This window comes from Demequina aestuarii (assembly GCF_000975095.1).
Taxonomy (GTDB): Bacteria; Actinomycetota; Actinomycetes; order Actinomycetales; family Demequinaceae; genus Demequina; species Demequina aestuarii.
On record NZ_BBRD01000001.1, the window covers coordinates 311,974 to 336,973 of the forward strand.

Consider the following 25,000-nt stretch of genomic DNA (forward strand, 5'->3'; position numbering starts at 1 on the left):
ATGACACAGGGCCGATGCGTACTCGGGTGAGCACGCATCGGCCCTGTGTCGGCCGCGAGGGTCGCCGCTACCCGTCGGTGGCGATCGCCTTCAGGATGTCGAGCCGCGAGGCGCGCCATGCCGGCCAGATGGCCGCCACGACTCCAGCGATCGCAGCCAGCACCGTGTAGATCACGAGCCACACCCACGGAATCGTGGCGCCGTCGAAACCGAAGTCCTCGAGGGCGAGCACCAGAGCGGTGCCGAGCGACACTCCCAGGATCATGCCGAGGATGGTGCCGAACACGGCCATCACCATCGATTCGACGGTGATCATGCGCCACACCGAGCTGCGCTTGAGCCCGACGGCTCGGAGCAGCCCGATCTCCCGGGTGCGTTCGGTGACCGAGAGCAGCAGGGTGTTGGCCACTCCCAGGATCGCGATGACCAGGGCGCTGCCGAGCAGGGCGGAGATGACGCCGAGCAGCAGGTCGATGAACTGGTTCGCGAACTGCTCCAGCGCGCCCGGCTGCTGCAGCATCACCAGCGGGAAGTCCTCGGCGAGAGCGTCCTGAAGCGCCGTCTGAGCCTCGTCGACGTCCATGCCGTCGTCGAGCACCACGAGGGCCTGGACCAGAGTCGGTTCGCCGAACAGCTCGGCCGCCGTGGCCTCGTCGATCACGAAGTTGGAGTCGCCGTCCAGGAGGTACCGGCCGGTGACCTCCAGCGTGACCGAGCCCTCGGGCCCCTCGAGCGTGACGTCGTCGCCGACCTCGTATCCCATGTCCTGGACCGCGGAGTCGATGAAGGCTCCGCCGTCCAGCTCCGTCAGGGCGGGGTCGGTCTCGTAGTCGAACGCCTCCTCGATCGTGGCGGGATCCACGGACTGGACGGTCCGACTGGTGCCGTCCACCTGCGCAGCGTCGTACCCGATGGCGTTGACGGTCTGGACGCCGTCCACCCCCGCGAGCACGTCGACCGCACCGGGCGGGATCGCCCCCTGCGTGGAGAACACGAAGAAGTCCGCCTCGGTCTGGGAGAACTGCTCCGTCACCACCGACTTGAGCGATTCAGTGAAGGTCGCCACGAGGGCGAGCAGCATCACACCGATCATCAGCGCGGCCGCGGTGTTGGCGCTGCGGCGCGGCTCGCGGCGGATATTGTTCGCCGCCAGCTTGCCGTCGACCCCGAACATGCGCGTGAGCACGTGGCGCAGGCCGTAGGCCATGGGCACCAGCACCTGGGCCGCGAGCAGGGTTGCCCCCAGCACCAGCAGCACTGCGCCGATGCCGACATAGATGTACGGCCGCTCGAGTCCCGCGTACAGCCCGGTGGTGATGGCGATCACGCCCACGAGCGCCATGGCGCCGCCCACGATGTTGCGCACCTTCAGCGGCTTCTTGCCGCTGGTGGCCGATTCGCGCAACGCCTCCATGGGGGAGATGCGCGACGCGGTGATGGCCGGCAGCAGCGCCGAGATGAGCGTCACCAGGGTGCCGAGCCCGTAGGCCCACAGCACCGCCTCGAGTGGCAGGGTGAGAGTGCCGAAGATGTCACCGGCGAAGACGCTCACCAGTCCGGCCGCGGCCAGCGCGAGGAGGTATCCCATCACGATGCCGATGGTGGAGGCGAGGATCGCGACCACCAGCGCCTCGAGCAGGATCATGGTCCGCACCTGGCGGCCCGTGACGCCGATGGCTCTCATCAGCCCGAACTCGCGGGTGCGCTGGGTCACGATGATGCGGAAGGTGTTGACGATGATGTACGCGCCCACGAACAGCGAGATCAGGGCGAAGGCGATCGCGAAGATGTCGACGTAGTTCAGCACCTCGTCGAGGGCCTCGGTCTCCTCGGCCGCCTTGTTCTCGCCTGTGATCGCGCGTGCGCCGTCGGGGAGGACCTCCGAGATGCGATCGACCACGGCGTCAGCGTCCGAACCGTCGGTGACGAGCACGCTGACCTGCTGAAAGTGAGAGTCGTCGGCGAGCAACTGAGCGTCCGCCGTCGTCATGAACGCCAGGGTTGCGCCCTGGAGGCTGTTCGATTCGCCGAACCTCACGGTGCCCACGAGCTCGAACTCGGTCACGCCCTCCTCGGTGGCGATCCGCACGTCGTCGCCGATGTCGTATCCGAGACGGGGCGCCGAGTCGACGTCGAGCACCAGCTCGCCGTCAGCTTCGGGGCCGCGGCCGTCGATGAGGGTCGACTGGTCGATCTCGGGAAGGCCGGACCAGTTGAACAGCTGGCTCGGGGCGCCGCCGGCCGAGAAGGGGTCGGTGGCGGTGTCGTCCGATGCAGGAGGCAGCACGGCCCCCGAGACCTGGATGCCGCCGAGGGCGACCTCCACGCCGTCCACTCCCGCGATCGCCTCGACGTCGGCGGGCGCGAAGATGCCCTCGGTCGCGGCGAACGGGTCGCCCTCCTCGGATTCCGAGGCGTCGGGGTCCTCCTCGACGATCACGTCGGTGCCCGCGTAGATGTCGGAGAACAGACCGGAGAAGCCGGACGACAGTGCATTGGTGAAGGTGTGAGAGGCCGCGACCAGCGAGACGCCGAGCGCCACGGCGAAGGCCGTGAGTATCAGCCGCTTGGGGTTGTGCCGAACAGACTTGAGCGCAATCCTGAACATCGCGGTCTAGTGCCCCATCTTCTTCATGCGGTCGAGCACGCGCTCGGCGGTCGGCTCGCGCATCTCGTCCACGATCTGTCCGTCCTCGAGGAAGACGATGCGGTCCGCGTACGCGGCGGCCGTGGGGTCGTGAGTGACCATCACGATGGTCTGCCCGAACTCCTTGACCGCGCGGCGCATGAAGGTCAGCAGCTCGGAGCCTGACCGCGAGTCGAGGTTGCCGGAGGGCTCGTCCGCGAAGATGATCTCGGGCCGGGACACGAGCGCGCGAGCGACGGCGACGCGCTGCTGCTGGCCGCCGGAGAGCTCCGCGGGCAGGTGGGCGAGCCGGTCGCTCAGGCCCAGGATGGTGATGATCTCGTCGAACCACGCCTTGTCGACGTCGGTGCCCGAGATGTCGAGCGGGAGAGTGATGTTCTCGCGTGCGTTGAGCGAGGGGATCAGGTTGAAGGACTGGAACACGAACCCGATGTACTTGCGCCGCACCTCGGTGATCTGCGCCTCTGACAGCTGCGTGATGGTCGTCTCCGCGATCATCGACGATCCGGCGGTGAGCCGGTCGAGACCTGCGAGCGTGTGCAGGAGGGTCGACTTGCCGGAGCCGGAGGGGCCCATGATGGCCGTGAACTCGCTGCGCGCGATGTCGACGTTGATGCCGTCCAGCGCGCGCACGGCGGCCTCGCCGAAGCCGTAGTCCTTATATCCGTCGCGCATGGAAGCCGCGAGCACGGGTGCCGCCGTGGTGGTCATGGGGTGGCCTTTCTTCAGGGTGGGTCGAACAGGGATAAGTGTGCCGGTCGCCGCCGATGCGCGGATATCCCTCGCGAGGACGGTTCCGCGCGCTCGTTCTCAGGGATGACCCTGGGGCCTCACCCCTTGGGAACGACGATGCCGGACTCGTAGGCCTCGACGACGGCCTGCACGCGGTCGCGCACCCCGAGCTTGGTGAGGATGTGGCTGACGTGGGTCTTGACGGTGGTGGAGGACACCCACAGCTCGGAGGCGATCTCCTGGTTCGACATGCCGCGTGCGATCAACTGGAGCACCTCGACCTCACGGTCGGACAGGTCGCCGATCGCCTCGGGCGAGGGCACATGCTCGCCGTCCGGACCGGTGGAGCCCGGCGGTGTGGCCACCGGTGACGCGAAGCGCTCGATGACGCGTCGCGTCACCTCGGGCGCGAGCAGCGCCTCACCTCCCGCCACCACGCGGACGGCATTCACGAGAGTGTCGCCGTCGGCGCTCTTGAGCAGGAACCCGGAGGCTCCCACGCGCAGCGCCTCGTAGACGTACTCGTCGTCGTCGAAGGTGGTGAGAATGACGATCCTCGCATCGGGGTGGGCGGCGATCACCTGTTCGGTCGCGGCGAGCCCGTCCATGCCGGGCATGCGGATGTCCATCAGCACCACGTCAGGCGTGTGATCTCTCACCAGCGCCTGCGCGTCAGCGCCGTCTGCGGCCTCGCCTACGATCTCGATGTCCTGCTCGGCCTCGAGGATCATGCGCAGGCCGACGCGCACCATCGCCTGGTCATCGACCAGCCCTACTCGGATCACGTGGATGCCTCTCTCGATTCTGCGGGCCTCGTCTTCTGCTGCGACGCCGTGCCCGATACCTGATCATCGCCCGACGGCAGCACGGCGTGCACCTGGAAGCCGCCGCCCCGGCGCGGGCCGTGCGACAGCGCCCCGCCCAGCGCCTGCACCCGCTCCGCCATGCCCGTGAGCCCGTGACCGCCTGGCAGGCGGGGGCTGTCGCCTGGCGCCGCCTTGCCGTCGTCCTCGACACTGATGTGCACGGCATCGGCGGTGCGCTTGACGATCACCTCTGCGCGCGCGCCCCGCCCCGCATGCTTGAGCGCGTTCGTGAGCGCCTCCTGGATGATCCGGTAGGCGCTGACCTCGACTCCCGCGGGGACGTGAGCGGAACCGGAGATCTCAAGGGTGACGGGCAGCCCCGACTCCTGGACGTGTCGCACCAGCGAGGGCAGCGCGGCGAGCGAAGGCATGGGGGAGAGCCCGTCGCCGGCCGATGCGCCCGGAACGACGGCGCCGGTCGCGAGTGCGCGGTCCGTGTCGACGCGTTGGTTCGCCTCGAGCTCCGAGGCTCGCAGCACGCCGATCATGCGCTGCATCTCCTCGAGGCCGGTGCGTCCCGACGTCGCGATCGTGGACAGCGTCTCCGCCAGGTCGGGGTCCGCAGCGCCCAGCCTGCGCCGGGCGCCTTCCGCCTGGAGGGTCATGACCGTGATCTCGTGTGCCACGACGTCGTGAAGCTCCCGCGCGATCCGCGCGCGTTCGGCTCTCACGGCATCGGTGGCCGCCTCATAGCCGGCCTGCTCGCGGCGCGCGTGTGCCACCTCGAGCTCGCTCACGCGCTGGCGCCGACGTCGATCGCCGACGCCGATGGCGAACGGCACGATCACCGCGACGGGGATCGCGAACAAGGCGCTCGTGGGGACCGCGTCGGAGGACAGCGTGCCGACAGCGGTCCACGCGAGCATGACTCCCAGGAGCGCAGCACTGTGGCGGATGGCGGTCGCGCGCGGCATGTAGGACGCGATGCCGTAGATCGCGAGGAACAGGCCCAGCATCCCGGGAGTGGCTTCGTATCCGAGCCCCACCACGACGATCCATGCCCCGCCCGTGAGCCACAGCACTGCCCGGGGGTAGCGCTGACGCCACAGCAGGGGGATCACCATCGCGACCAGCAGCGTGTACCCGAGCGGATCGATGGGTCGGATCTCCGCATACTGGAAGCCGGTGAGCGACGCCGCCCACATCACGCTGAGGGCCAGCAACCCGCCCACGACCAGCGCATCGTTCCACCGCGGCGGTCTCAGGTCCATGAGACCCCAGCGTAGGGGCACCTGTGCGCACGCGCATCGGCCGCTCGCCCGATGCGGGGAGCGCCGCAGCGCTCAGCCGACGAACCGGTATCCCACGCCGCGCACCGTCTCGATCGCGTCTTGGCCGAGGTGTGCGCGGAGGTAGCGGATGTAGACGTCCAGGACGTTGTCGCGGGCGGCCGAGCCCCAGACGTCCTGCAGCGCGTCCGCGCGCGGCACCACCTCGCCGCCGCGGGACATGAGCAGGTGGGCGAGCTGAAACTCGCGGGGACTGAGCGGAACGTCGAGACCGTCGCAGGCGAGCGTGCGCTCGATCGGGTCGAGTTCGCATCGGCCCACCCGAATGAGCTGCGCCGCGGTCGGGTCGTCCTCGGGGTGGGCGCGTGCCCGCAGGCGGATGCGCGCCACGAGCACATCGAACGAGAAGGGCTTGGCCATGTAGTCGTCGGCGCCGCGTTCGAGGCCTCTGACCGTGTCCTCGGCGGACGTGCGCGCGGTCAGGATGATGACGGGCAGGTCGGAGCCGGCTGCCCGCAGCTTGCGCAGCACGGTGAAGCCCTCCTGGTCGGGCAGGCCGATGTCGAGCACCATGATGTCGAAGTCGCCTTCGAGCGCGAGCCGCAGCCCATCGCGTCCGGTGCGCACCGCCGTCGCGTCGATGTCGGCCGTGCGCAGGCCCTTGACGAGGGTCTCGACCAGCCTGGTCTCGTCTTCGACCAGCAGCATCCTGATCACGTCGCTTCTCCGTTCCTCGGCAGCACCAGTGTGAAGGTCGATCCCTCTCCAAGGCGCGATTCCACCGCGAGTCGGCCGCCGTGGGCGATCACGATGGCAGACGCGATGGGCAGTCCGAGCCCCGTGCCCTCCGTCTCGGGATCCACGCGATGGAACCGCTCGAGCACGCGCTCTTGGTCTGCGGGAGCGATCCCGCGGCCCTGGTCCCTGACCCACAGGTGCACCTCGCTGCGGAGCATCCGGGACCCCAGACCGACGGTCGAGCCGGGCCCGGAGAACTTCACGGCGTTGGCGGCGAGCTGGAGCCAGGCCTGGGTGATGCGCTGCGCATCGACCTGGAGCGTCGCGTGGGCCACGGAGTCGAGCTCCCACTGCCTGTCGCCCAGCGCCTGTGCGCGCGCAAACGTGGTCGACGTGAGCTCGCCGAGAGCGACGGGCTCCCGGAGCACGAACTCGGGGCGATCCGACTTCGCGAGGGTGACGAGGTCGTCGACCAGCCGCGACATCATGTCGACCTCGTCCAGCAGGTCGCTCTGCACGCGGAGCACCTCGTCAGGGTCCCGGGGCTCGATGAGTTCGAGGTTGGTGCGCATGATCGCGAGCGGCGTGCGGAGCTCGTGAGAGGCGTCATCGAGCAGCTGCCGCTGGTCCGCGAATGCGCGCTCCAGGCGGTCCAGCATGGCGTTGACCGTGCGCGACAGCCGAGCAAGGTCGTCCTGGCCCGAGATGGGGATCCGCTCGGCGAGATCGTGCTCGCTGATATGGCGGGCCTTTCCCTCGAGCACGGAGATCGGGCGGAGCATGCGCCCCACCGTCGTCCAGGCGATCACTCCGATCATCGCGAGTGCGAGCAGAGCCACGAGCGCATAGATCTGGAACGTCTCCGACAGGTTCGTCACCAGGGCTCCACGATCCGTCGCGATCGTGAACACCGCCACGGTGTCGCCGTCGGGCTCGACGATCGGGACCGCCGCGAACCGGTAGTCCGCCATGTCGGTGACGGCCTCGTGCACCACCACGCGGTCGGCTGCGTGCTCGTCGGCGATGCGCAGGAACTCCGGGTCATCCTCGAGCCGCAGGCGTTGAGGATACGACGGCACGAACCTGGCCACGGTGCCGACGTGCGCCACCGCGCTCTCGGTGGGGCTCGCCACCACGCGGATCATGGCCTCGCGCATGAGATCCTCCGACGACGCGTACGGCTCTCCCGTGGTGGGGTCAGGGGCCTCGGCGAGCTCGATGAACGCCTCGGTGCGCAGCGCCAGCCCCTCCACGATCGTGGCATCGATCCTCGACCTCTCGATGCCGTATGCCGTGATGCCGGCGATGGTGAGCGCCGCCGCGGTGAGCGCCACGAGGTACGCGAGAACCCGCGCCCTGACCGACATGCGTCGAGCCGGGTGTGCGATGAGTGCGAACAGGCGCGAGATGGGGGCCTCCTGCGCCTACGCTAGCGTCCCCGCGTTCGTGGCCGGGCGTGAGAGGGGCCCGGCGCGGGCGGCGTGCGGCGTGTCCGGCGCGAGTCGTCAGGTCGGTCGGGGGCTGGGGTTCAGCGGCCGCCGTCGCGGCGCTCGCCGTGACCGGACCACGCGTCGCGCTCGGACCCCCACTCGCGCTGCGGCTCGTCGGCATCCTTCCAGGAGTCACGCGGCTCGTCCTCGCCATCGTTCCTCCCCTCCAGGTCGCCATCCCAGGCGGGCTGCGCATCGCGTTGGTGCCGGCCGCTGTCATCGGCCGGGCCTCGCCACGCCCCGCCCTCGCGGTCCCACGCACCGACGTCCCAGCCGCACTCCTGCGCGGCCGCGTGCCACGCGTCCTTCCACGCGTCCCACGTACGCGTGCGCTCGTCCTCGCTCCCAGAGTGTCGCGGGGGCTTGGCGGGCCAGTCGCAGCCCGGGGAGGCTATCGATGGCGCTGCGCTGTTTGATGATGCAGTGCCGTGTGATGGTGCAGTGTCGTTCGGTGGTGCAGGGGCGTCATCGACAGGAGGGTCGACGGGAGCCCCGGAGCGCTCGTGCCGTGCGTCGCACACTCCGTCGTCGTCACACTCGAGCGCGGCGGACCCGACCTCGACGGGCACGCGGACGACCGGGGCGGCCTCGGTGGCGGCATCGGCCACGACGGGGGCGGTCACGGAGGCGGGATCCTCCTGGCGCAGCTCCACCGCCGAGGCGACCGGGGCATCGGCTGGCGGCCCCACCATGGCGCTCGCGGTGCCCGCGACGACGATGCTCACGCCAAGGAAGCCTGCCGCGACAGCGATCGTGCGGAAGCTGGGACGGTTCATCTTTCAAGTATGGCGGCGGTGGTCTGAGCCGGCTCTCAGACGGGGAACGGCGCTAGCTGTCGTCGGAGCGCATCCACCGGAACGTGCGGACGGCCACGACGAGCCCGATCACGAACCACGCGCTCAGCATCACGGCGGTCATGGGGTGCTCCCACGAGCCGCTCGCCTCTTGGGTTTCGAAGTACTCGGGCAGGAACACCGATCGCATGCCCTGCGCGAGCCACTTGAGGGGGAAGACCTCCGCGACGGTCTGCAGGTAGGAGGGCAGTTGGGTGAAGACGAAGAACACCCCAGAGGTGAACTGCAGGAACAGCACCACCGGTGTCAGGATCGCCGATGCGGCCTTGCCGTTGCGCAGCAGCGACGACGTCGCGATGCCCACTGCCGACGATGCTGCCGTGCCGAGCAGGAACACCCAGGTGAACGTCCACCATCGGCCCGCATCAGTGGGGAGAGCGACGTCGTACAGCAGCACCCCGAGCATCAGCAGGATCGCGATCTGCGCGATCGACACCAGGAGCACCTGCGCGATCTTGCCCGTGAAGTACGCGGTCGCGGGCAGGGGAGTGGCGTGGATGCGCTTGAGCACATCCTCGTCCCGGTCGATCGACAGCGAGATCGCGAGCGACTGGAATCCGGTGTTGAGGATTCCGGTGGCGATCATTCCCGCCAAGAAGTACTGCGAGATCGTGACGTCGGTATCGCCCAGCGTCTGGCCCCCGAAGATGGTGCCGAACAGCACGAGGAAGATCATCGGGAACGCGAAGATGAAGATCATCTGCTCACGGGACCGGGTGAACTCCTTGAGCTCGAGCACCATCCGATCCGCGACGAGAGAGCGCCAGCTCGGCGAAGGTCGCGTCTCCAGCGCGCTCATGCCGCCACCTCCTCGTCGGCCGCGGCGTCGAGGTCGGCTTGTGACGCGCCGATCAGATCCAGATAGACATCCTCGAGGGACGGGTGCGTGATCTGCAGTCGCGGGATCTCGCCGTCGTGGCGGGCGAGGAGGTCCCTCAGGAAGGCGGTGGGCGTGGGGGTGGGCTCGCGGCGCGTCGCTCCGTCCTCCACCCAACTCACCCACGCATCGGTCGCTCGAGAGCGCAGGCCCTCCGGGGTGTCCAGGGCGACCATCGAGCCATTCGCGATGATGCCGATGCGGTCGGCGAGACGATCCGCCTCGTCGAGGTAGTGCGTGGTGAGCAGGATCGTGGTGCCGTGGTCGCGCAGAGCCTCGATCAGCGTCCAGAACTGGCGCCGCGCCTCGGGGTCGAAGCCGGTCGTAGGCTCATCGAGGAAGACGAGCTCGGGGTTGCCGATGACGGCGAGGGCCACCTCGAGCCGCCGCCGCTGGCCGCCCGAGAGCAGCTGCGGCTTGGCGGTCGCCTTCTCCGTGAGCCCTACGGCCGCGAGCGACTCGTCGACGTCCCGAGGGTTCGGGTAGAGGCGCGCGGCGTGCTGGAGAGCCTCGCGCGCCGTGAGGACGCTGCGGGCCGACGTGGACTGCAGCATCACGCCCAGTCGCTCACGCCACTGACGGGTGGGGTGAGCGGGATCGACGCCGAGCACCGTGACCTCGCCCGCAGTGCGCTTGCGGAACCCGCCCAGGATCTCGACGGCCGTCGACTTGCCGGCTCCGTTGGGACCCAGGAGTGCGAACACCTCGCCACGGTGCACCTCGAGGTCGATCCCGTCGACCGCGTGCTTGTCGCCGTACGTCTTGCGCAGGCTCGTGACCTGTATCGCTTCGTCGTTCATGCCCATGAGGCTAGCGACGACCCACCCGTCCCGCGCATCGGCCGCACGAACGATCTCGCGCGACCGGCGCGATGACTCGCCGTGGCCACTTAAGCGAGCAGGGACTGGATGCGGCCCACGCCCTCGGCGAGGTCGTCGTCGCCCAGCGCATAGCTCAGGCGTGCGTAGCCCGATGGGCCGAAGGCCTCTCCGGGCACGATCGCGACCTCCGCCTCCTCGAGGATGATGGCGGCCAGCTCTGCCGACGTCGTCGGCACCTTGCCGCGGATCTCGCGCCCCAGCACGCCCTCGACCGACGGGTACGCATAGAACGCACCCGTGGGCGTGGGCACCTCGAAGCCGTCGATCTCGCGCAGCATCCGCACCATCGTCGTGCGGCGACGGTCGAACGCGGTGCGCATCTGCTCGACCTCGTCGAGGCCGCCCTGGAGCGCGGCGATCGCGGCCCGCTGCGACACGTTCGCGACGTTGGAGGTGAGGTGGCTCTGGAAGTTGGTCGCCGCCTTGATCACGTCTGCCGGGCCGATCATCCAGCCCACTCGCCAGCCCGTCATCGCATAGGTCTTGGCGACGCCGTTGAGGACGATGCACGTGTCGGCGAGATCGGGCACCACCGACAGCATCGGCGTGAACTCGGCGCCGTCGTACAGCAGGTGCTCGTAGATCTCGTCGGTGATCACCCAGATGCCGTGCTCGAGCGCCCACTCGCCGATCGCCGCCGTCTGCTCGCGGGAGTACACCGCACCGGTCGGGTTCGAAGGGCTGCAGAACAGCAGCGCCTTGGTCGCGTCGGTGCGTGCCGCCTCGAGCTGCTCCACCGTCACCAGGTAGTCCTGGTCGGCGCCGGCGAAGACCTCGACCGGTGTCGCCCCGGTCAGCGAGATCGCCTCGGGGTACGTGGTCCAGTACGGAGCGGGGAGGATGACCTCGTCACCCGGGTCGAGTACCGCGGCGAACGCCTGGAAGACGGCCTGCTTGCCACCGTTGGTGACCAGCGTGGTCGCTGGGTCGATCTCGTAGCCGGAGTCACGCAGGGTCTTGTCCGCGATCGCCTGGCGCAGTTCGGGCAGTCCGGCCGCGGGCGTGTAGCGGTGGTTGCGCGGCTCCTTGGCGGCCTCGATCGCGGCATCCACGATGAACTGCGGCGTGGGGAAGTCGGGTTCACCTGCACCGAACCCGATCACCGGGCGGCCGGCAGCCTTGAGCGCCTTTGCCTTGGCGTCGACGGCGAGGGTGGCGGACGGCGCGATGGCACCGAGGCGGGCGGAGATGCGGTTCTTGGCAGTCACGGTCCCGATTGTTCCATGCTTGCCCGCACCCTGCGGGCGTGGCCCGTCTGGTGGGTGACCGCATCGGCCCCGCGCCCTGCCACCCCGGTCGGAGAGCGCGGGGCCGTCCGGCTTGCCACCCCTCGGGCTCCCGCGAGTGCTCGTCCACAGGTCACGGAGCACGTCTGCCCAGCTCTCGAGCACCGGTGCACGCTCGGCTCATGGATGACCTGACGGCGCTCGGCCATCACGGCGTCCACCTGCTGAGGTCCTCCGGCACCCAGCACCTCGTCGTTCGTGACGGCTTCACTCGGCGCGGGCGCCACATCGCGGGCATCCGGCTCCACTCCGCCACTGGTCGTCACCCTGCTGCCCTGCTGCCCTGCAGCGCGATCGCCGATGCGACCGCCGCCTGGGAACCTGAAGGCCCCAGCGACCGGCGGCCTCTCCGAGCGCTGCGTGCGTGGGAGAATGAGGGGCCCGCACATGGTCGGCCGTTCAGGGCGCCGGAGCGTCAAGGCCCAAGCGGGGCTTGGGTTCGCAATCCCGGGCCGGAACCCGTACTATTGCTATTCGGCGATTGACACACGTCATGATGGCTCGCGCCTTCGTACGGGTGGCTGATCGCCAGTCGGGGGCCCCACCGCCCCCGGAGGGCAGTGGCGCAATTGGTAGCGCATCGGTCTCCAAAACCGACGGTTGGGGGTTCGAGTCCCTCCTGCCCTGCAGATCGCGGCGCGTCCGCGTGAGTCCAACCCCCACAAGCGAAGGATTACCCGGTGAGCGAATCTGCCGTGACGGATTCCGGAGAGACGGACCCGCGGCACGAATCCCGCGAGGGCCGGAACATCTTCGGTCGCATCGCGCTGTTCGTGCGTCAGGTGATCTCTGAGCTGAAGCGCGTGGTCACCCCGACCCGTGAAGAGCTCATCCGGTACATCGGGGTCGTCCTGGCCTTCGTCGCCGTGATGATGCTCATCGTGTTTGTCATGGACTTCGTGTTCAACTGGCTCGCAGCGAAGGTATTCGGCGGCTGACCGCCGTCTGAGAAGGAAGTGGTGACTGGTGAGTGACGACAAGCTCGACTCCGCCGGCGACAAGCTCGATGAGCTCGTGGCCGACATTGCGGAGGCGACCGACCGTGCGCAGGCAGCGGCCGACGAGCCCGCCGAGGAGACCACTCCGGCGGTCGACGAGGCTGCTCTCTCGGACGCTCCGGCCGATGCGGTGGTCGAGGGCGACGACGACACCGTTCCCGATGACGACGCCGCGGCGGCCGAAGAGGCCGCGGTGGAGCCCGTCGCCGAGGCGCCCGTCGAGCCGGTCGACGACCCCGGCGAGGAGTTCCGCGCCGAGCTTCGCATGCAGGACGGCGAGTGGTACGTGGTCCACAGCTACTCGGGACACGAGAAGCGTGTGAAGCAGGCCATCGAGCACCGCCGCGAGAGCCTGCACATGGAGGACTACATCTTCCAGGTCGAGGTTCCCATGGAGGACGTGGCCGAGATCAAGGGCGGCCAGCGCAAGCTCGTCAACCGCGTGCGCATGCCTGGATACGTCCTGGTGCGCATGTACCTGACGGACGAGTCGTGGGGCACGGTCCGCAACACTCCCGGCGTCACGGGGTTCGTGGGTCACGCGCACCAGCCCGTGCCCCTCACTCTCGACGAGGTGTACGGGATGCTCGCGCCTGCAGAGAAGGCCGCGACCGCGGCGGAGGAGGGCGCTGAGCCTCAGTCCAACCAGGTCGAGGTCGACTTCGTGGTCGGCGAGTCGATCACCGTCATCGATGGGCCGTTCGCCACTCTGCCCGGCACCATCTCCGAGATCAACGTGGAGTCTCAGAAGCTCCACGTCCTCGTTTCCATCTTCGGCCGGGAGACCCCGGTCGAGCTGGCGTTCAACCAGGTCACGAAGATCTAGCGAACCCAGCACGTCAGGCGGCATCCGCCGCTACGAATCACAGAAGGACCCGAATCCATCATGGCAGCACCGAAGAAGAAGGTCGCTGGTCTGATCAAGCTACAGATCCAGGCCGGCGCCGCCAATCCTGCGCCGCCCGTGGGCCCCGCCCTCGGACAGCACGGCGTCAACATCATGGAGTTCTGCAAGGCCTACAACGCGGCCACCGAGTCGCAGCGCGGCAATGTGATCCCCGTGGAGATCACGGTCTACGAAGACCGTTCCTTCACGTTCATCACGAAGACCCCGCCGGCAGCAGAGCTCATCAAGAAGGCCGCTGGAGTCGCCAAGGGCTCTGGGGTTCCGCACACCGACAAGGTTGGCTCGCTGACCGATGCTCAGGTGCGCGAGATCGCCGAGCAGAAGATGGCCGACCTCAACGCCAATGACATCGACGCCGCCGCGAAGATCATCGCGGGTACTGCGCGTTCGATGGGCATCACCGTCAAGTAGCACCACCCAGTGGGAGGGGGCGCGCTGCCCCGCACCACGACTGCACAGGAAAGAGAAGCAGATGTCCAAGCGCTCCAAGGCTTACCACGACGCTTCACAGCTCGTCGACCGTAGCCAGCTCTACAGCCCCATCGAGGCCGTGCGCCTCGCCCAGAAGACGTCCTCCAAGAACACCGACTCGACGATCGACGTCGTGTTCAAGCTCGGCGTCGACCCGCGTCACGCTGACCAGTCGGTCCGCTCGACCGTCATCCTGCCCCACGGCACCGGCAAGACCGCTCGGGTCCTGGTCTTCGCCAACGGTGACAAGGCAGAGGCGGCTCGCGAGGCGGGCGCCGACATCGTCGGAGGCGACGAGCTCATCGAGGAGGTCATGGGCGGTCGTCAGGACTTCGACGCCGTCGTGGCCACCCCGGACCTCATGGGCAAGGTCGGCCGTCTGGGCCGCGTGCTCGGTCCGCGTGGCCTCATGCCCAACCCGAAGACCGGCACCGTCACCATGGATGTGGCCAAGGCCGTGTCAGACATCAAGGGCGGAAAGATCGAGTTCCGCGTCGACAAGCACGCCAACCTTCACACGGTGATCGGCAAGGCTTCGTTCGGCGATGACAAGCTGCTCGAGAACTTCCAGGCCGTGCTCGACGAGGTCCAGCGCGCCAAGCCCTCGGCCTCGAAGGGTCGGTACATCATCAAGGCCGCGATCTCCGCGACGCAGGGACCGGGCATTCCGGTCGATGCCGCCGCGAAGGTCGAGAAGTAGCGCACTTCACAGACCGCGCTCGAGCGTAGCCCCGGCGATCCCGGGCGCCACGCTTCGAGAGCGCGTGCTGCGCAGCGGCCCCAACAGGGCAGGCGCGCAGCACCGGGCCCGGCTCCTCACCCCCCCTGAGGAGTCGGGCCTTCTCGCGTCTCGGAGGCCCGCCCCTCCCGCACGCGGCCTGGCCGCGCGGCGCACCGTCGCATCGATGGAGACGGGACACGTCCCGAGTTGGTACGTTGTGGCGAGAGTTGATCGAGACCATGAGGCATGCCAGCAGGAGGAGCGATGCGCCGTGACAAGGCTGCGCCCCCCGTGCGCCTGACCGTCGGCTACTCGACCCTGCCGGACCGCATCTCCTCGGTTCGCCCCGCGCCCTGGTGGAACGACGTCGACGTCGTCGTGGTCCTGCAGACCGGCGGATCCCACTCCATGTCGGCCGAGGCGCTGCTCGCGGAACGCGACCGGCTCGAAGGCGAGGGCGCCCGGACGGCGGAACTGGACTCGATCGGAGTCGCGCGGAGCCGCAACGAGGTGCTGCGCATGGCGCAGACGCGCTACGTGCTGTTCTGCGATGACGACGTCGCGGTCGCGATCGACAGCGTCCAGCGCATGGTCGCTCTCATGAGCGCGGGAGGGATCGCGGTCGGCCTTGGCCGAGCAGAGGACACCAATGGCAGGCTGCGCAAGAACTACTCCCGGCGACAGGAGCCGCTCACGCTGTTCAACTCGGCGAAGGCTGCGACGTACGAGATGGTGGTGGATGTCGAGCTCACCCGTAAGCACGGAGTGTGGTTCGACGAGGAGTACGGCGCAGGCGCCACCAACTACCTGGGCGACGAGTACATCTTCATTGTCGACGCGCTGCGCGCCGGGCTCACCGCGCATGCGATTCCGGAGGTCATCGCCACCCATCCGGTGGAGAGTTCTGGCTCACGGTGGGGCACCCGTGAGGACATCGACGCACGCGCCGCGGTGCTCGACCGCGTGTTCGGACGCTGGTCGCTCCTTGGGAAGGCCCTGTTCGCCGCGCGCCACCGCACCCGGCTCGGGGGGATGGCCGGAGCGTGGCGACTGGTGCGCTCGACTCCTCGCAGCCGCTCCCTCCGCCGCTGAGGAGGGACCCGTCGTGCATCCCAGCCGTCCCGCGCATCGGCGCTCCCGAGCCGCGCATCGGCCAAGCGTTTGCTTCCACCCCTGCCGTCCCGTACTCTTGGAATGCCCAAGACCGCCGGTTGTCGGCCCTGGTTCGCCAGGAACGACCGAAGCTTCGCGTCAGCGGAGTCCAGCGTAGGTGAGACGAACACGCATCGCGTGCATCGACGGGCGGCCCTCCGGCCGCCCTTCGCATGTGCGGCCGATGCCTGCGAGCCCCGCCTGCGGTGGGGCTCTTTTGCTGTCCGGGCAGGCTGCCTCCGCAACGAGGCGCCGACGGTCACACTATGGAAGGACAACTATGGCGACGCCAGACAAGGTGGCGGCAGTCGAGGAGATCGCGAATCGTTTTCGCGAGTCCAACGCTGTCGTGATCACCGAGTACCGCGGCCTGTCGGTCCCGCAGCTCGCCGAGCTGCGCCGCACGCTCAGCGGTGCCGCGACCTACCGTGTCGCGAAGAACACTCTGACGGCGCTCGCGGCCAAGGAGGCCGGTGTCGAGGGTCTGAACGACCTCTTCGTCGGTCCCACGGCCATTGCATTCGTCACCGGTGACCCGGTGGAGGCTGCAAAGGGCCTGAAGGAGTTCAGCAAGAAGAACGATTCCCTCGTCATCAAGGGCGGCGTGCTGGAAGGCAACGTCCTGACCGCCGAGGAGATCAACAAGCTCGCAGACCTCGAGTCCCGTGAGGTTCTGCTCGCCAAGGCAGCGGGCGCCATGAAGGCGACGCTCTTCGGCGCGGCATACCTGTTCCAGGCACCGCTCGCTCAGGCGGCGCGTGCTGTCGACGCCCTGCGTGCCAAGCAGGAAGACGCGGCGTAAAGCCCCGTTCCCCCATAAGCAAACCACTGCTCACGCAGACCCAACAGTAAGGAAGACATCATGGCTAAGCTCTCCACCGAGGAGCTCATCGAGCAGTTCAAGGAGCTCTCGCTCATCGAGCTGTCCGAGTTCGTGAAGGCGTTCGAGGACACCTTCGACGTCACCGCCGCCGCCCCCGCAGCCGTGGCCGTTGCCGGCCCCGCCGGTGGCGACGCCGCTGAGGCCGCCGAGGAGCAGACCGAGTTCGACGTCATCCTCGCCGCCGTCGGCGACAAGAAGATCCAGGTCATCAAGGAGGTGCGCGCGCTCACGTCGCTCGGACTCGGCGAGGCCAAGGCTGTCGTGGACGAGGCCCCCAAGGCCGTCCTCGAGGGCGTCAAGAAGGAAGAGGCCGAGAAGGCCAAGGAGCAGCTCGAGGCTGCCGGCGCGACGGTCGAGCTCAAGTAGCACGACCCCCCGTCACGCGAAGCCGGGTCGCCCTTCTGGGCGGCCCGGCTTTTCGCATGTGCGGCCGACCTGCGCTGGCCGGGGCGTTGATCGCTACAGCGGCAGCGCCGCCGGGGAGCGGAAGACGCGGGGGGCGTAATCGCGTGCCCGGCCAGCCTGCCCGAACACCGCCATCCGCTCCGCGATCATGTCCGCCATGGCCGCGCTGCCGGCACGGGCGGCAGGAGCCGGGTCGGCAGCGAGCGGATCCCCGGCCATCGTCGTGCGCATGGCTGCGGCATAGGCCATGTGGGAGTCCATGCCCTGGTTGATCTTCGTCACTCCCAGCTGCGTCGAGCGCGCCTTCTCCACTTCGGGAACTCCCCACGACTCTGGCAGGCCACCTCCGTGAGCGTTGATGATCTCGCGCAGGTCGGCGGGCAATGAGGAGGAGCCGTGCATCACGAGGTGCGTCGTGGGGATGAGGCGCGCGATCTCCTCGATGAGGTCCATGTGCAGTACGGATGAGTCTGGGGGGCTCGTGAACTTGTACGCGCCATGAGAGGTGCCGATCGCGACGGCGAGCGCGTCGACGTCAGTGCGGGCGACGAACTCTGCGGCCTCCTCGGGGTCCGCCAGCACGATCTCGGCGTGCGTCGCACCATCCTTGGACCCGCCGATCGTCCCGAGTTCGCCCTCGACCGAGACTCCGTGCCGTCGGGCGTACGCGACGACCTCGCGTGTGACCTCGATGTTGGCGTCGAAGGTCGTGGGCTGGTGGGTCACGGGGTCCAGGCTGCCGTCGATCATGACGCTGGAGAATCCTGCGTCGATGGCGCGGAAGCAGGTCTGGGCGTCGGGGCCGTGGTCGAGGTGTACGACGACGGGCACGTCGTCGTAGTGGTCGACGGTGCGCAGCAGCAGGTCCCAGTAGAGCTCGTCGGAAGCAAACGCTGAGGCACCAGAGATCGTCTGGACGATGACGGGCGATCCAGTTCGTCGGGCGGCCTCGAGTACCGCCTCGACCTGCTCGGCGTCGGTGACATTGAAGGCCCCGACGCCGTATCCCCCTGCGCGGGCGTGGTCGAGTACTTCTCGGAGGGTGCACAGTGGCATGGCAAGACCTTTCGTCTGTGATGACCGGCGCTGCCACGCCGGTGTGGGGAAGCGGTGATGGTTCCACTCCTTTCGGATAGGGTAACAGAATGAATGCAGATGAGTTTGGTTTGGTTTCGTTTGGGGGGGATCCCGATCGACCCACGAGCGACAGGGAGGCCGTGATCGTCGGTGTCGACTTCGGAAGCTCGCGCATCAAGGCGGCCGGCTACACGCGCGACGGGCGCCTCGTGGCCGAGTCGGCCGTGCCGACGCCCTTGCTCTCCGGCTCCGCCGGTGACGACTTCCCGGTGGCGCGGCTTGTCGAGGCGGCGGGTATGGCCATTCGTGGACTGCGGCGCCAGCCGGGAAGCATCGTCGGCATGGGACTCACCTCGATGGGAGAGGTGGGCTCCGTCATCGGCCCAGACGGCCTCGCTGAGCTGGCGTTTCCGTCGTGGTACGACTCGCGAGGGACGGAGGTGATCGCGCGGCTCGAGCGCGAGCATGGCGCGCGCGCGTTGCGCGACGCGACCGGGCGACACCTCCGGCTGACGTCCACGGTGGCCAAACTGGGCCACGTCGCCGAGCGTGATGGCGGAGTGCCCTCGGGCACCTTCGTCGGCGTGTGTGGCGCACTGGCGTGGATGCTGACAGGAGAGGCGTGGCAGGAGGCCGGCCTGGCTGCCACCTCAGGGGTGTGGGATCTCCTCGGTGGTGACTACCTTCTCGATGTGTGGGAGAGCGCCGGGCTCGGTGGAGTGGACCTTGCTCAGGTGCGAGGCCCAGGAGAGGCGTCAAGGGCCGTGACGGACACCGCTCGGGAGTGGGGTCTCGCGCCCGGAGCGCCGGTGGTGATCGCGGGACATGATCACCCCGTAGCGTCGGTCGGCGCGGGCGCCGTGCCCGGTGATCTTGTCGACTCCATGGGCACCGGCGAGGCGATCATCGCGGTGATGCGCGGCGACGACGCCGCATCGCGGGCGCGGAGCGTCGAGGTGCTGGATCTCGACCCGTTGTTGAGCCTGGAGGTCTGGCCCGCCACAGCCGAGCCGCTTGTGGTCTGGGAGAGGATGCGGCCCGGCCTCGCCATGCGCACCTTCTTGGACCATGCAGATATCCCACGGGACGTGCTTGACGCCTCTGCTCCACCACCACAGGTGCCCCTGTCCTTCGACGACAACCTCTCTCGCGTGCTCGAGGGCGGCCTGCGCGCTCCCGTGACCTACGACGCGGCGACGTGGGGAGAACTCGTCGATTTCTACGTGCTGCTCGCCAACCGGGGGCAGGAGCTCGTGAGAACCGCGACGGGATCCTCCGGCGTGGTGGTGCTGACGGGAGGCGGCTTGAGGTCGCCCCGTTGGCGCACGGCCAAGGCGGTCCTCGGCAGCGGGCCGATGGAGGTGTCGACCGTGCGTGAGACTGCGACCCGCGGATGCGCTGCCATGGCGGGCCTCGCGCTTGGGTGGTGGGACGATCCCAGCGAAATGCCAGGCGCAGACAGGGTCCCGGTGGCAGTGGGTGACTGCGAGGCGATCGAACGGGCATCGGCCCTGCTGGCGTGACAGCGGGACGGCTTGCGTACTACCCCACAGGCTCCTTCGAATTCTTGCGAGCACGGTGTAGCCTCGCGCTGTGCATGCATCTCAACGACGCGAAGCGATCCTGACTGCGGTCTTTGAACAAGGGACTGTGCTGACGCGCGACCTTGCGGCGCGACTCGGCGTATCCGAGGTCACTATTCGCACTGACTTCGAGGTGCTCGAGCAGCAGGGCAGGGTCGCCAGAGTCCATGGCGGCGTGACGATGTCGGAGACTCCGTTGATGGGATTCGACGCTCGGTCGACCCAGAACGTCGAGGCGAAGCAGCGCATCGCCGCCGCCGCGGCCCGATTGATTCGTGATGGGTCCACGGTGATCCTTGACTCGGGGACCACCATCTACAGCCTCGCCCGCCAACTGCCGACCGTCACCGATCTTGTGGTGCTGACTCCTGGCGTCAACATTGCGCTGACTCTGATGGACGTGAGTGGCGTCCAGCTTCGCCTCCTCGGTGGCCGCATGGTCCCCCGCATCGCGGCGACGGTGGGGTCGCCGCGTCAGCAGGGCATCGAGGGCGAGATCGCCCACATCGCCTTTCTCGGCGCTGGAGGGATGGACTCGGACCACGACGTGGTGGAGGGGTCTTTCGACATCGCCGAGTCCAAGCGAGCCTTGGCCGCGATCGCGAGGCGCAAGGTGCTGCTCGCTGACGCCTCCAAGTGGTTCACCTACGATCGCCACAAGGTCATGAACGTCTCGGGGTTCGACACCGTCATCACCGATGACGCGATGCCGGCACTCACCCAGGACGCCATCCGTGCCACCGGCGTCGAGCTCATCGTCGCCTGACCCAGCTCTGACTCCCGGCGCCACTCGACGCCACCGTGGAACTCCCTCGCGCGCGCCCACGATCGAGCTGTCGTGCCCGCGCGCCTACGTGTCCTGGTGGGGCGGCGGGTGGATCGGCCGTCGATAACGAACTGAAAACAAACCGTTGTGCTTTCGTATCGTGTCGTATACAGTGCTGGACAGGCCGAAAAAGTGGCCGGAATGGCCTTCGGCTTGCGAGTGCACCGGAGCCATTGATCTCAAGGAGGAGATGACTATGCAACGCAGACTTGCAATGATGGCGGTCTTTGGCGGGGCGGCGATGCTCGCGCTCGCCGGCTGTGCTTCCGACGCAGGCGGCGATTCGCCGGCTGGCGACGCGTCCGCGTCGGGTGACGCAGTCAATCTGCAGTTCAGCCAATGGTGGGAGGTCGAGCTGGACGAAGGCGTGATGCGTGACCTCATGGACCGCTTCGAGGAGGCGAACCCAGGCGTCACGGTCGAGCTGATCTCGAACCCGTACTCGGCGACTGTCGACCTCCAGACGGCAGCGGCGGCGACCGGCACCCTGGCGGACGTGGTCGCGATCAACGGCGCGAGTGTCTACGACCTGAAGACGCAGGGTGCCATCACCAACCTCAGCACGCTCATGGACGACGCGGGCTTCGATCCCGGCCAGCTTGTCAGCAACGATCAGATCGACGGTGCCACGTACATGGTGCGCGCACTGAACTTCGCCTACCCGATGTACTACAACAACGACCTCCTCAGTGAGGCGGGCGTAGCGGAACTTCCGGAGACTCGGGACGAGTTCACCGCAGCCGCAGACGCAGTGACCGACCCGGACGGCAACGTCTATGCCTGGTCGCTGCCGATCAACGTGCAGTCTCCTGCAGGCTTCGACTCGCAGTCCTGGCTCTGGGCTTCTGGCGGACGGTTCCTCGAGGACCGCAAGCCCAACTTCGAGACTCAGGAGATCGCGGACTGGCTCGAGTTCCTGAAGGCCCAGTACGACGCTGGCTACGTCACCCCCGGCGCGTTCACCCAGCAGGAGCAGCAGAAGGTCGAGGAGTTCACCGCTGGCCGGACAGGAATGATGAACGGCTCGCTCGCTCACATCGGCGGGATCCGAGACGCCAACCCTGATCTCGACTTCACGATCGGCTACGTTCCGGTCGAGGACGGCTTCACCGGCACTCGCGGGCTCGCGGGAGCGAGCTGGGGGATGGGCATCGCCGAGAACAGCGAGCACAAGGCGGAGGCGTGGAAGCTCGTGGAGTTCATCATGGGCACGGACGTCAACTCCGAGCTCGCGACGGAAGCGACTGGCTTCCCCGGCAACAGCGAGTCCGTTCCGGGGTACGTCGACGGCGATCCGCTGTATGAGCTCGCCTTCGAGGTGTACCAGGAGAGCGAGTTCGTGACGGAGCTCGAGGGCCTTCCGAACGCACTCGACCTCAACAGGAACCTCAACGAGAACCTGGTGAGACTGCTCGAGGGTGAGGCGACCATCGAGGAGACGCAGGCATCGCTCCAGGAGTACTGGACCGGCGTTCTCGGGTAGTTCCTCTTGGCCCCCATCCGGTGTGGGGGGGCGGCGAGCCCCGTCCCCCACACCGGTCTCATCGTCCGACTCATGATCGCAGCGAAGCGATCCCTAGACGCAAGGGCACCATGCAAGCGATACCGATTCCGCCCCGAGTTGATTCGTCCCCACCTCCCCGCCTGACGCCTCGGCGACGGACGAGCCTGACGGCCTACGCGTACATGGCGCCGACCCTCGTGGTCATGGCCGTGATGATGGCCACGCCTGTGGTCATGGTGTTCGTCTACTCCGTGCTGAGCAACGTCGTGATGGAGGCCAATTCGGAGTTCGTCGGACCCGCGAACTTCGGCACTCTCATCGCCGATCCTGTGTTCCGCAAGGCGATCGGCAACACGCTGATCTTCACGACGGTCTCGGTGACGCTGCACCTGCTCCTGGGTCTCGGCTTCGCGATGATGCTCAACAGCGGTCTGGTTCCACGACTCGCCACCGCCGTCTTCCGGGTGATCTTCATTCTCCCCTGGGTGTTCACGGCCTCGATCGTGGTCATCGTCTGGCAACTCCTGCTCAACCCCAGCGGCGTCGTCAACTATCTGCTCACGACGCTGAACGTCGTCGATCAGCGGGTCGAGTGGTTCTCCAACCCCGACCTCGCGCTCCTCACCGTGATCTTCATCAATGTGTGGGCCGGCTACCCGTTCCTGATGATCAGCCTGCTGGCTGGCCTGCAGGGCATCCCCGCTGATCTCTACGAGGCGGCCCAGGTCGATGGGGCCGGGCCGTGGTCGAGGTTCTTCAACGTCACGCTTCCTCAGCTCAAGCCCATCATCGTCGCGATGCTCATGCTTGACTTCATCTGGAACATGCAGCAGTTCCCCATCGTGTGGCTGGCGACGGGCGGCGGCCCCCTGAATGCGACCGAGACCATCGCGACCTACACCTACAAGCTCGCCTTCTCGCGACACGAGTTCTCGATGGCCGCCGCGAGCGGCGTCATCCTGTTCATCGTCTCGATGGCCGTCGCTCTGGTCTATGTGCGTCACCAGAAGGCGAGGGATTGACATGGCGACCATGACGCCGATGGCGGGGCGCAAGCGCCACACCGCCACGAGGATCTGGCTGTGGGTGGGCCTGACCGCAGGTGCGCTGTTCGCGGGCGGCCCCGCCCTGTGGATGCTCACCAGCTCCTTCAAGCCGAACACCGAGATCTTCGCGTACCCGCCCACCTTCATCCCGGAGACGTTCACGTTTGCGGCGTATGCCGAGATCCTCACCGACCCGGAGAAGGTCCGGTTCTTCCTCAACAGCTACCTCGTCGCCGGCGCGGTGGTGCTGCTCACCATCGTCGCGGGAATCATGGCGGGCTACGCGCTCAGCCGCTTCGACTTTCCCTTCAAGAAGTCGCTCAATGCGGTCATCATCTCGATCCAGGCCGTGCCGCCCATCACCCTTCTGATCCCGTACTTCGGTCTTGTGGTGTGGCTCAAGCTCTACGACTCGCTGTGGGCGCTCGTGCTCACCTATGTGGTCGCCACGATTCCTTACGCCATCCTCATGATGACGGGCTACTTCAACACCATCCCGAAGGAACTCGACGAGGCGGTCAAGATCGACGGCGGCGGCACCTTTCGCGCTCTATGGCGAGTGCTCGTGCCGATCGCCAAGCCCGGAATCGTCTCCGTGGGTGCGTACACCTTCATGGTGGCGTGGAACGAGTATCTCTTCGCGCTCACCCTGACACAGAGCAAGTCGAACAGGACGGTGCCCGTCGGAATCCAGCTCCTCATGGGGGAGCACTCCTTCCAGTGGAGCGAAATGATGGCGATGAGCGTGCTCGGCTGCCTGCCGGTGCTCATCCTGTTCCTCTTCTTCCAGCGCCAGTTCGTCAGCGGCATGACTGCGGGAGCCGTGAAGGCATGAATACCAGGATGATCCACCCCCACCCAGAGGAAGGCACCCCACTATGTTGATGAGCGGCACCGAGGTACTGGCTCCGGCCTTCGCACGAGGATTCGCCGTCCCGGCCTACAACATCAGCGACTACGGCATGCTCACCGCGGCACTCGCAGAGAGCGAGGCCGTGCGGTCACCGATGATCATCTCGATTCATCCCGCGGAGTGGCAGCTGATGGGGGATGAGTTCCTTGCGTCAGTGCGCAAGCTCGCGGAGGCGACGAGTGTGCCAGTCGCGATTCAGCTCGATCACGGCGCGACCTACGATCAGGTGATCGGTGCGATCCGGCTGGGATTCACGTCGGTCATGATCGACGGTTCGCTGCTGCCATACGACGAGAACGTCGCACTGACACGCAAGGTCGTGAACGCCGCCAGACCTGTCGGCGTGTCGGTCGAGGGTGAGATCGGAACGATCGGCCCCCGGGACCCCCAGACGATCGAAGAGATGAACGAGATCACCTACACGACTCCTGAGGAGGCGGCCGCGTTCGTCGCCGCTACCGGAGTGGACTACCTCGCGGTCGCGGTCGGGACGGCGCATGGCGTGTACCCGCCTGGATTCTCTCCGCAGTTGAAGATCGATCTGGTCGCCACCATCCACGACGCGGTGCCCGTTCCGCTGGTCCTGCACGGAGGCTCGGGTGCGGCCGACGCGGAAGTCTCCCGCGCGGTCAAGCACGGCATCGCGAAGGTCAACATCTCGGCTGACATGAAGACTGCCTACTTCGCACGGCTCCGCGAGGTGCTCGCCGACCCAGCTGAGCGCGAGCCCCACGACATCTATCCTCCGGCCCTGGAGGCGCTCAGGCAGGTGGTGCGACACAAGGCTGAAGTCTGTGGTTCGGTGGGCGGCGCCGATCACTACAGCGTGCGGCCGCTCGGCTTGCGCACGCCCCGGTGGGTCGGCGCGCCCGTCCTGGAGCACTGACCCTCACGGAGGACATTCCGACCGGCCG

The 25,000-nt window shown here is 67.7% G+C and carries 24 protein-coding genes and 1 tRNA gene; 14 read left to right on the top strand and 11 right to left on the bottom strand.

The genetic code is table 11. The annotated features are described in order from the left end of the window. Window positions 1-67: 67 nt before the first annotated feature. The 10 genes from AOP72_RS01495 to AOP72_RS01540 form a co-directional block, all read right to left on the bottom strand. Window positions 68-2,608: an ABC transporter permease gene (locus AOP72_RS01495; RefSeq protein ID WP_062131407.1), complete on the bottom strand. Its 2,541-nt coding sequence runs from the start codon at window positions 2,606-2,608 to the stop codon at window positions 68-70. Between the two features lie 6 nt (window positions 2,609-2,614). Continuing rightward, window positions 2,615-3,358 (bottom strand): ABC transporter ATP-binding protein, encoded by a 744-nt coding sequence (locus AOP72_RS01500; protein ID WP_062131410.1) that lies wholly within the window; start codon window positions 3,356-3,358, stop codon window positions 2,615-2,617. A gap of 119 nt (window positions 3,359-3,477) precedes the next feature. After that, the gene (locus AOP72_RS01505) at window positions 3,478-4,164 is read right to left on the bottom strand and encodes a response regulator transcription factor (protein ID WP_202965631.1); all 687 of its coding nucleotides are present in this window, start codon (window positions 4,162-4,164) and stop codon (window positions 3,478-3,480) included. Then, window positions 4,161-5,456: a sensor histidine kinase gene (locus AOP72_RS01510; RefSeq protein WP_062131412.1), complete on the bottom strand. Its 1,296-nt coding sequence runs from the start codon at window positions 5,454-5,456 to the stop codon at window positions 4,161-4,163. Before AOP72_RS01510 ends, AOP72_RS01505 begins: the two co-directional genes overlap by 4 nt. Window positions 5,457-5,528: 72 nt before the next feature. Then, window positions 5,529-6,182, bottom strand: a complete 654-nt coding sequence (locus tag AOP72_RS01515) for a response regulator transcription factor (RefSeq protein WP_369345473.1) — start codon at window positions 6,180-6,182, stop codon at window positions 5,529-5,531. A 5-nt stretch (window positions 6,183-6,187) separates the two neighbouring features. Beyond that, entirely contained in the window at window positions 6,188-7,579 is a 1,392-nt protein-coding gene (locus tag AOP72_RS01520; RefSeq protein ID WP_062131419.1) for a sensor histidine kinase, read from the bottom strand. A gap of 161 nt (window positions 7,580-7,740) precedes the next feature. After that, complete coding sequence (locus AOP72_RS01525; protein ID WP_062131422.1) at window positions 7,741-8,478, bottom strand: hypothetical protein; 738 nt, start codon at window positions 8,476-8,478, stop codon at window positions 7,741-7,743. 52 nt (window positions 8,479-8,530) lie between these two features. Beyond that, window positions 8,531-9,355, bottom strand: coding sequence for an ABC transporter permease (locus AOP72_RS01530; protein ID WP_084631114.1), 825 nt, complete (start codon window positions 9,353-9,355; stop codon window positions 8,531-8,533). Continuing rightward, window positions 9,352-10,233: an ABC transporter ATP-binding protein gene (locus tag AOP72_RS01535; RefSeq protein ID WP_084631825.1), complete on the bottom strand. Its 882-nt coding sequence runs from the start codon at window positions 10,231-10,233 to the stop codon at window positions 9,352-9,354. Before AOP72_RS01535 ends, AOP72_RS01530 begins: the two co-directional genes overlap by 4 nt. Before the next feature lie 89 nt (window positions 10,234-10,322). Then, window positions 10,323-11,522 (bottom strand): pyridoxal phosphate-dependent aminotransferase, encoded by a 1,200-nt coding sequence (locus AOP72_RS01540; RefSeq protein ID WP_062131429.1) that lies wholly within the window; start codon window positions 11,520-11,522, stop codon window positions 10,323-10,325. A gap of 632 nt (window positions 11,523-12,154) precedes the next feature. On the opposite strand from AOP72_RS01540, the gene AOP72_RS01545 reads away from it, so the two are divergent. The 8 genes from AOP72_RS01545 to rplL all read left to right on the top strand — a co-directional run bounded on the left by AOP72_RS01545 (window position 12,155) and on the right by rplL (window position 17,098). Further along, window positions 12,155-12,227, top strand: a tRNA-Trp gene (locus AOP72_RS01545). A gap of 53 nt (window positions 12,228-12,280) precedes the next feature. After that, on the top strand, window positions 12,281-12,538 hold the full coding sequence (secE, locus tag AOP72_RS01550) for a preprotein translocase subunit SecE (protein ID WP_062131432.1): 258 nt from the start codon (window positions 12,281-12,283) through the stop codon (window positions 12,536-12,538). 28 nt (window positions 12,539-12,566) lie between these two features. Beyond that, a complete protein-coding gene (gene nusG, locus AOP72_RS01555) occupies window positions 12,567-13,424 on the top strand; it encodes a transcription termination/antitermination protein NusG (protein WP_084631116.1) in 858 nt (285 codons plus the stop codon). 60 nt (window positions 13,425-13,484) lie between these two features. After that, window positions 13,485-13,916, top strand: coding sequence for a 50S ribosomal protein L11 (rplK, locus tag AOP72_RS01560; RefSeq protein ID WP_062131436.1), 432 nt, complete (start codon window positions 13,485-13,487; stop codon window positions 13,914-13,916). A gap of 61 nt (window positions 13,917-13,977) precedes the next feature. Next, window positions 13,978-14,676 carry a 50S ribosomal protein L1 gene (rplA, locus tag AOP72_RS01565; RefSeq protein WP_062131440.1) on the top strand — a complete coding sequence of 233 codons (699 nt, stop codon included), beginning with the start codon at window positions 13,978-13,980 and terminating at the stop codon, window positions 14,674-14,676. A gap of 285 nt (window positions 14,677-14,961) precedes the next feature. Continuing rightward, window positions 14,962-15,789, top strand: a complete 828-nt coding sequence (locus AOP72_RS01570; RefSeq protein ID WP_062131443.1) for a glycosyltransferase family 2 protein — start codon at window positions 14,962-14,964, stop codon at window positions 15,787-15,789. A 340-nt stretch (window positions 15,790-16,129) separates the two neighbouring features. After that, on the top strand, window positions 16,130-16,651 hold the full coding sequence (rplJ, locus tag AOP72_RS01575) for a 50S ribosomal protein L10 (protein WP_062131446.1): 522 nt from the start codon (window positions 16,130-16,132) through the stop codon (window positions 16,649-16,651). Window positions 16,652-16,711: 60 nt separating this feature from the next. Continuing rightward, a complete protein-coding gene (rplL, locus tag AOP72_RS01580) occupies window positions 16,712-17,098 on the top strand; it encodes a 50S ribosomal protein L7/L12 (protein WP_062131449.1) in 387 nt (128 codons plus the stop codon). A 93-nt stretch (window positions 17,099-17,191) separates the two neighbouring features. Here the strand turns inward: rplL and AOP72_RS01585 are convergent, their stop codons facing one another. Continuing rightward, on the bottom strand, window positions 17,192-18,193 hold the full coding sequence (locus tag AOP72_RS01585) for a ketose-bisphosphate aldolase (protein WP_062131452.1): 1,002 nt from the start codon (window positions 18,191-18,193) through the stop codon (window positions 17,192-17,194). 161 nt (window positions 18,194-18,354) lie between these two features. Here AOP72_RS01585 and AOP72_RS01590 point away from each other — a divergent pair, with 161 nt between their 5' ends. From AOP72_RS01590 to AOP72_RS01615, 6 genes are all read left to right on the top strand, one after another. Then, window positions 18,355-19,737, top strand: a complete 1,383-nt coding sequence (locus tag AOP72_RS01590; protein ID WP_062131455.1) for an FGGY family carbohydrate kinase — start codon at window positions 18,355-18,357, stop codon at window positions 19,735-19,737. 70 nt (window positions 19,738-19,807) lie between these two features. Further along, the gene (locus tag AOP72_RS01595; RefSeq protein WP_084631122.1) at window positions 19,808-20,563 is read left to right on the top strand and encodes a DeoR/GlpR family DNA-binding transcription regulator; all 756 of its coding nucleotides are present in this window, start codon (window positions 19,808-19,810) and stop codon (window positions 20,561-20,563) included. Window positions 20,564-20,819: 256 nt separating this feature from the next. Continuing rightward, a complete protein-coding gene (locus AOP72_RS01600; RefSeq protein WP_238581572.1) occupies window positions 20,820-22,106 on the top strand; it encodes an ABC transporter substrate-binding protein in 1,287 nt (428 codons plus the stop codon). A gap of 224 nt (window positions 22,107-22,330) precedes the next feature. Continuing rightward, window positions 22,331-23,149 carry a carbohydrate ABC transporter permease gene (locus tag AOP72_RS01605; protein WP_202965632.1) on the top strand — a complete coding sequence of 273 codons (819 nt, stop codon included), beginning with the start codon at window positions 22,331-22,333 and terminating at the stop codon, window positions 23,147-23,149. 1 nt (window position 23,150) lies between these two features. Beyond that, window positions 23,151-24,008 (top strand): carbohydrate ABC transporter permease, encoded by an 858-nt coding sequence (locus AOP72_RS01610; RefSeq protein ID WP_238581573.1) that lies wholly within the window; start codon window positions 23,151-23,153, stop codon window positions 24,006-24,008. Window positions 24,009-24,057: 49 nt separating this feature from the next. After that, window positions 24,058-24,972, top strand: a complete 915-nt coding sequence (locus AOP72_RS01615; protein ID WP_238581574.1) for a ketose-bisphosphate aldolase — start codon at window positions 24,058-24,060, stop codon at window positions 24,970-24,972. The last annotated feature ends 28 nt before the right edge of the window (window positions 24,973-25,000 follow it).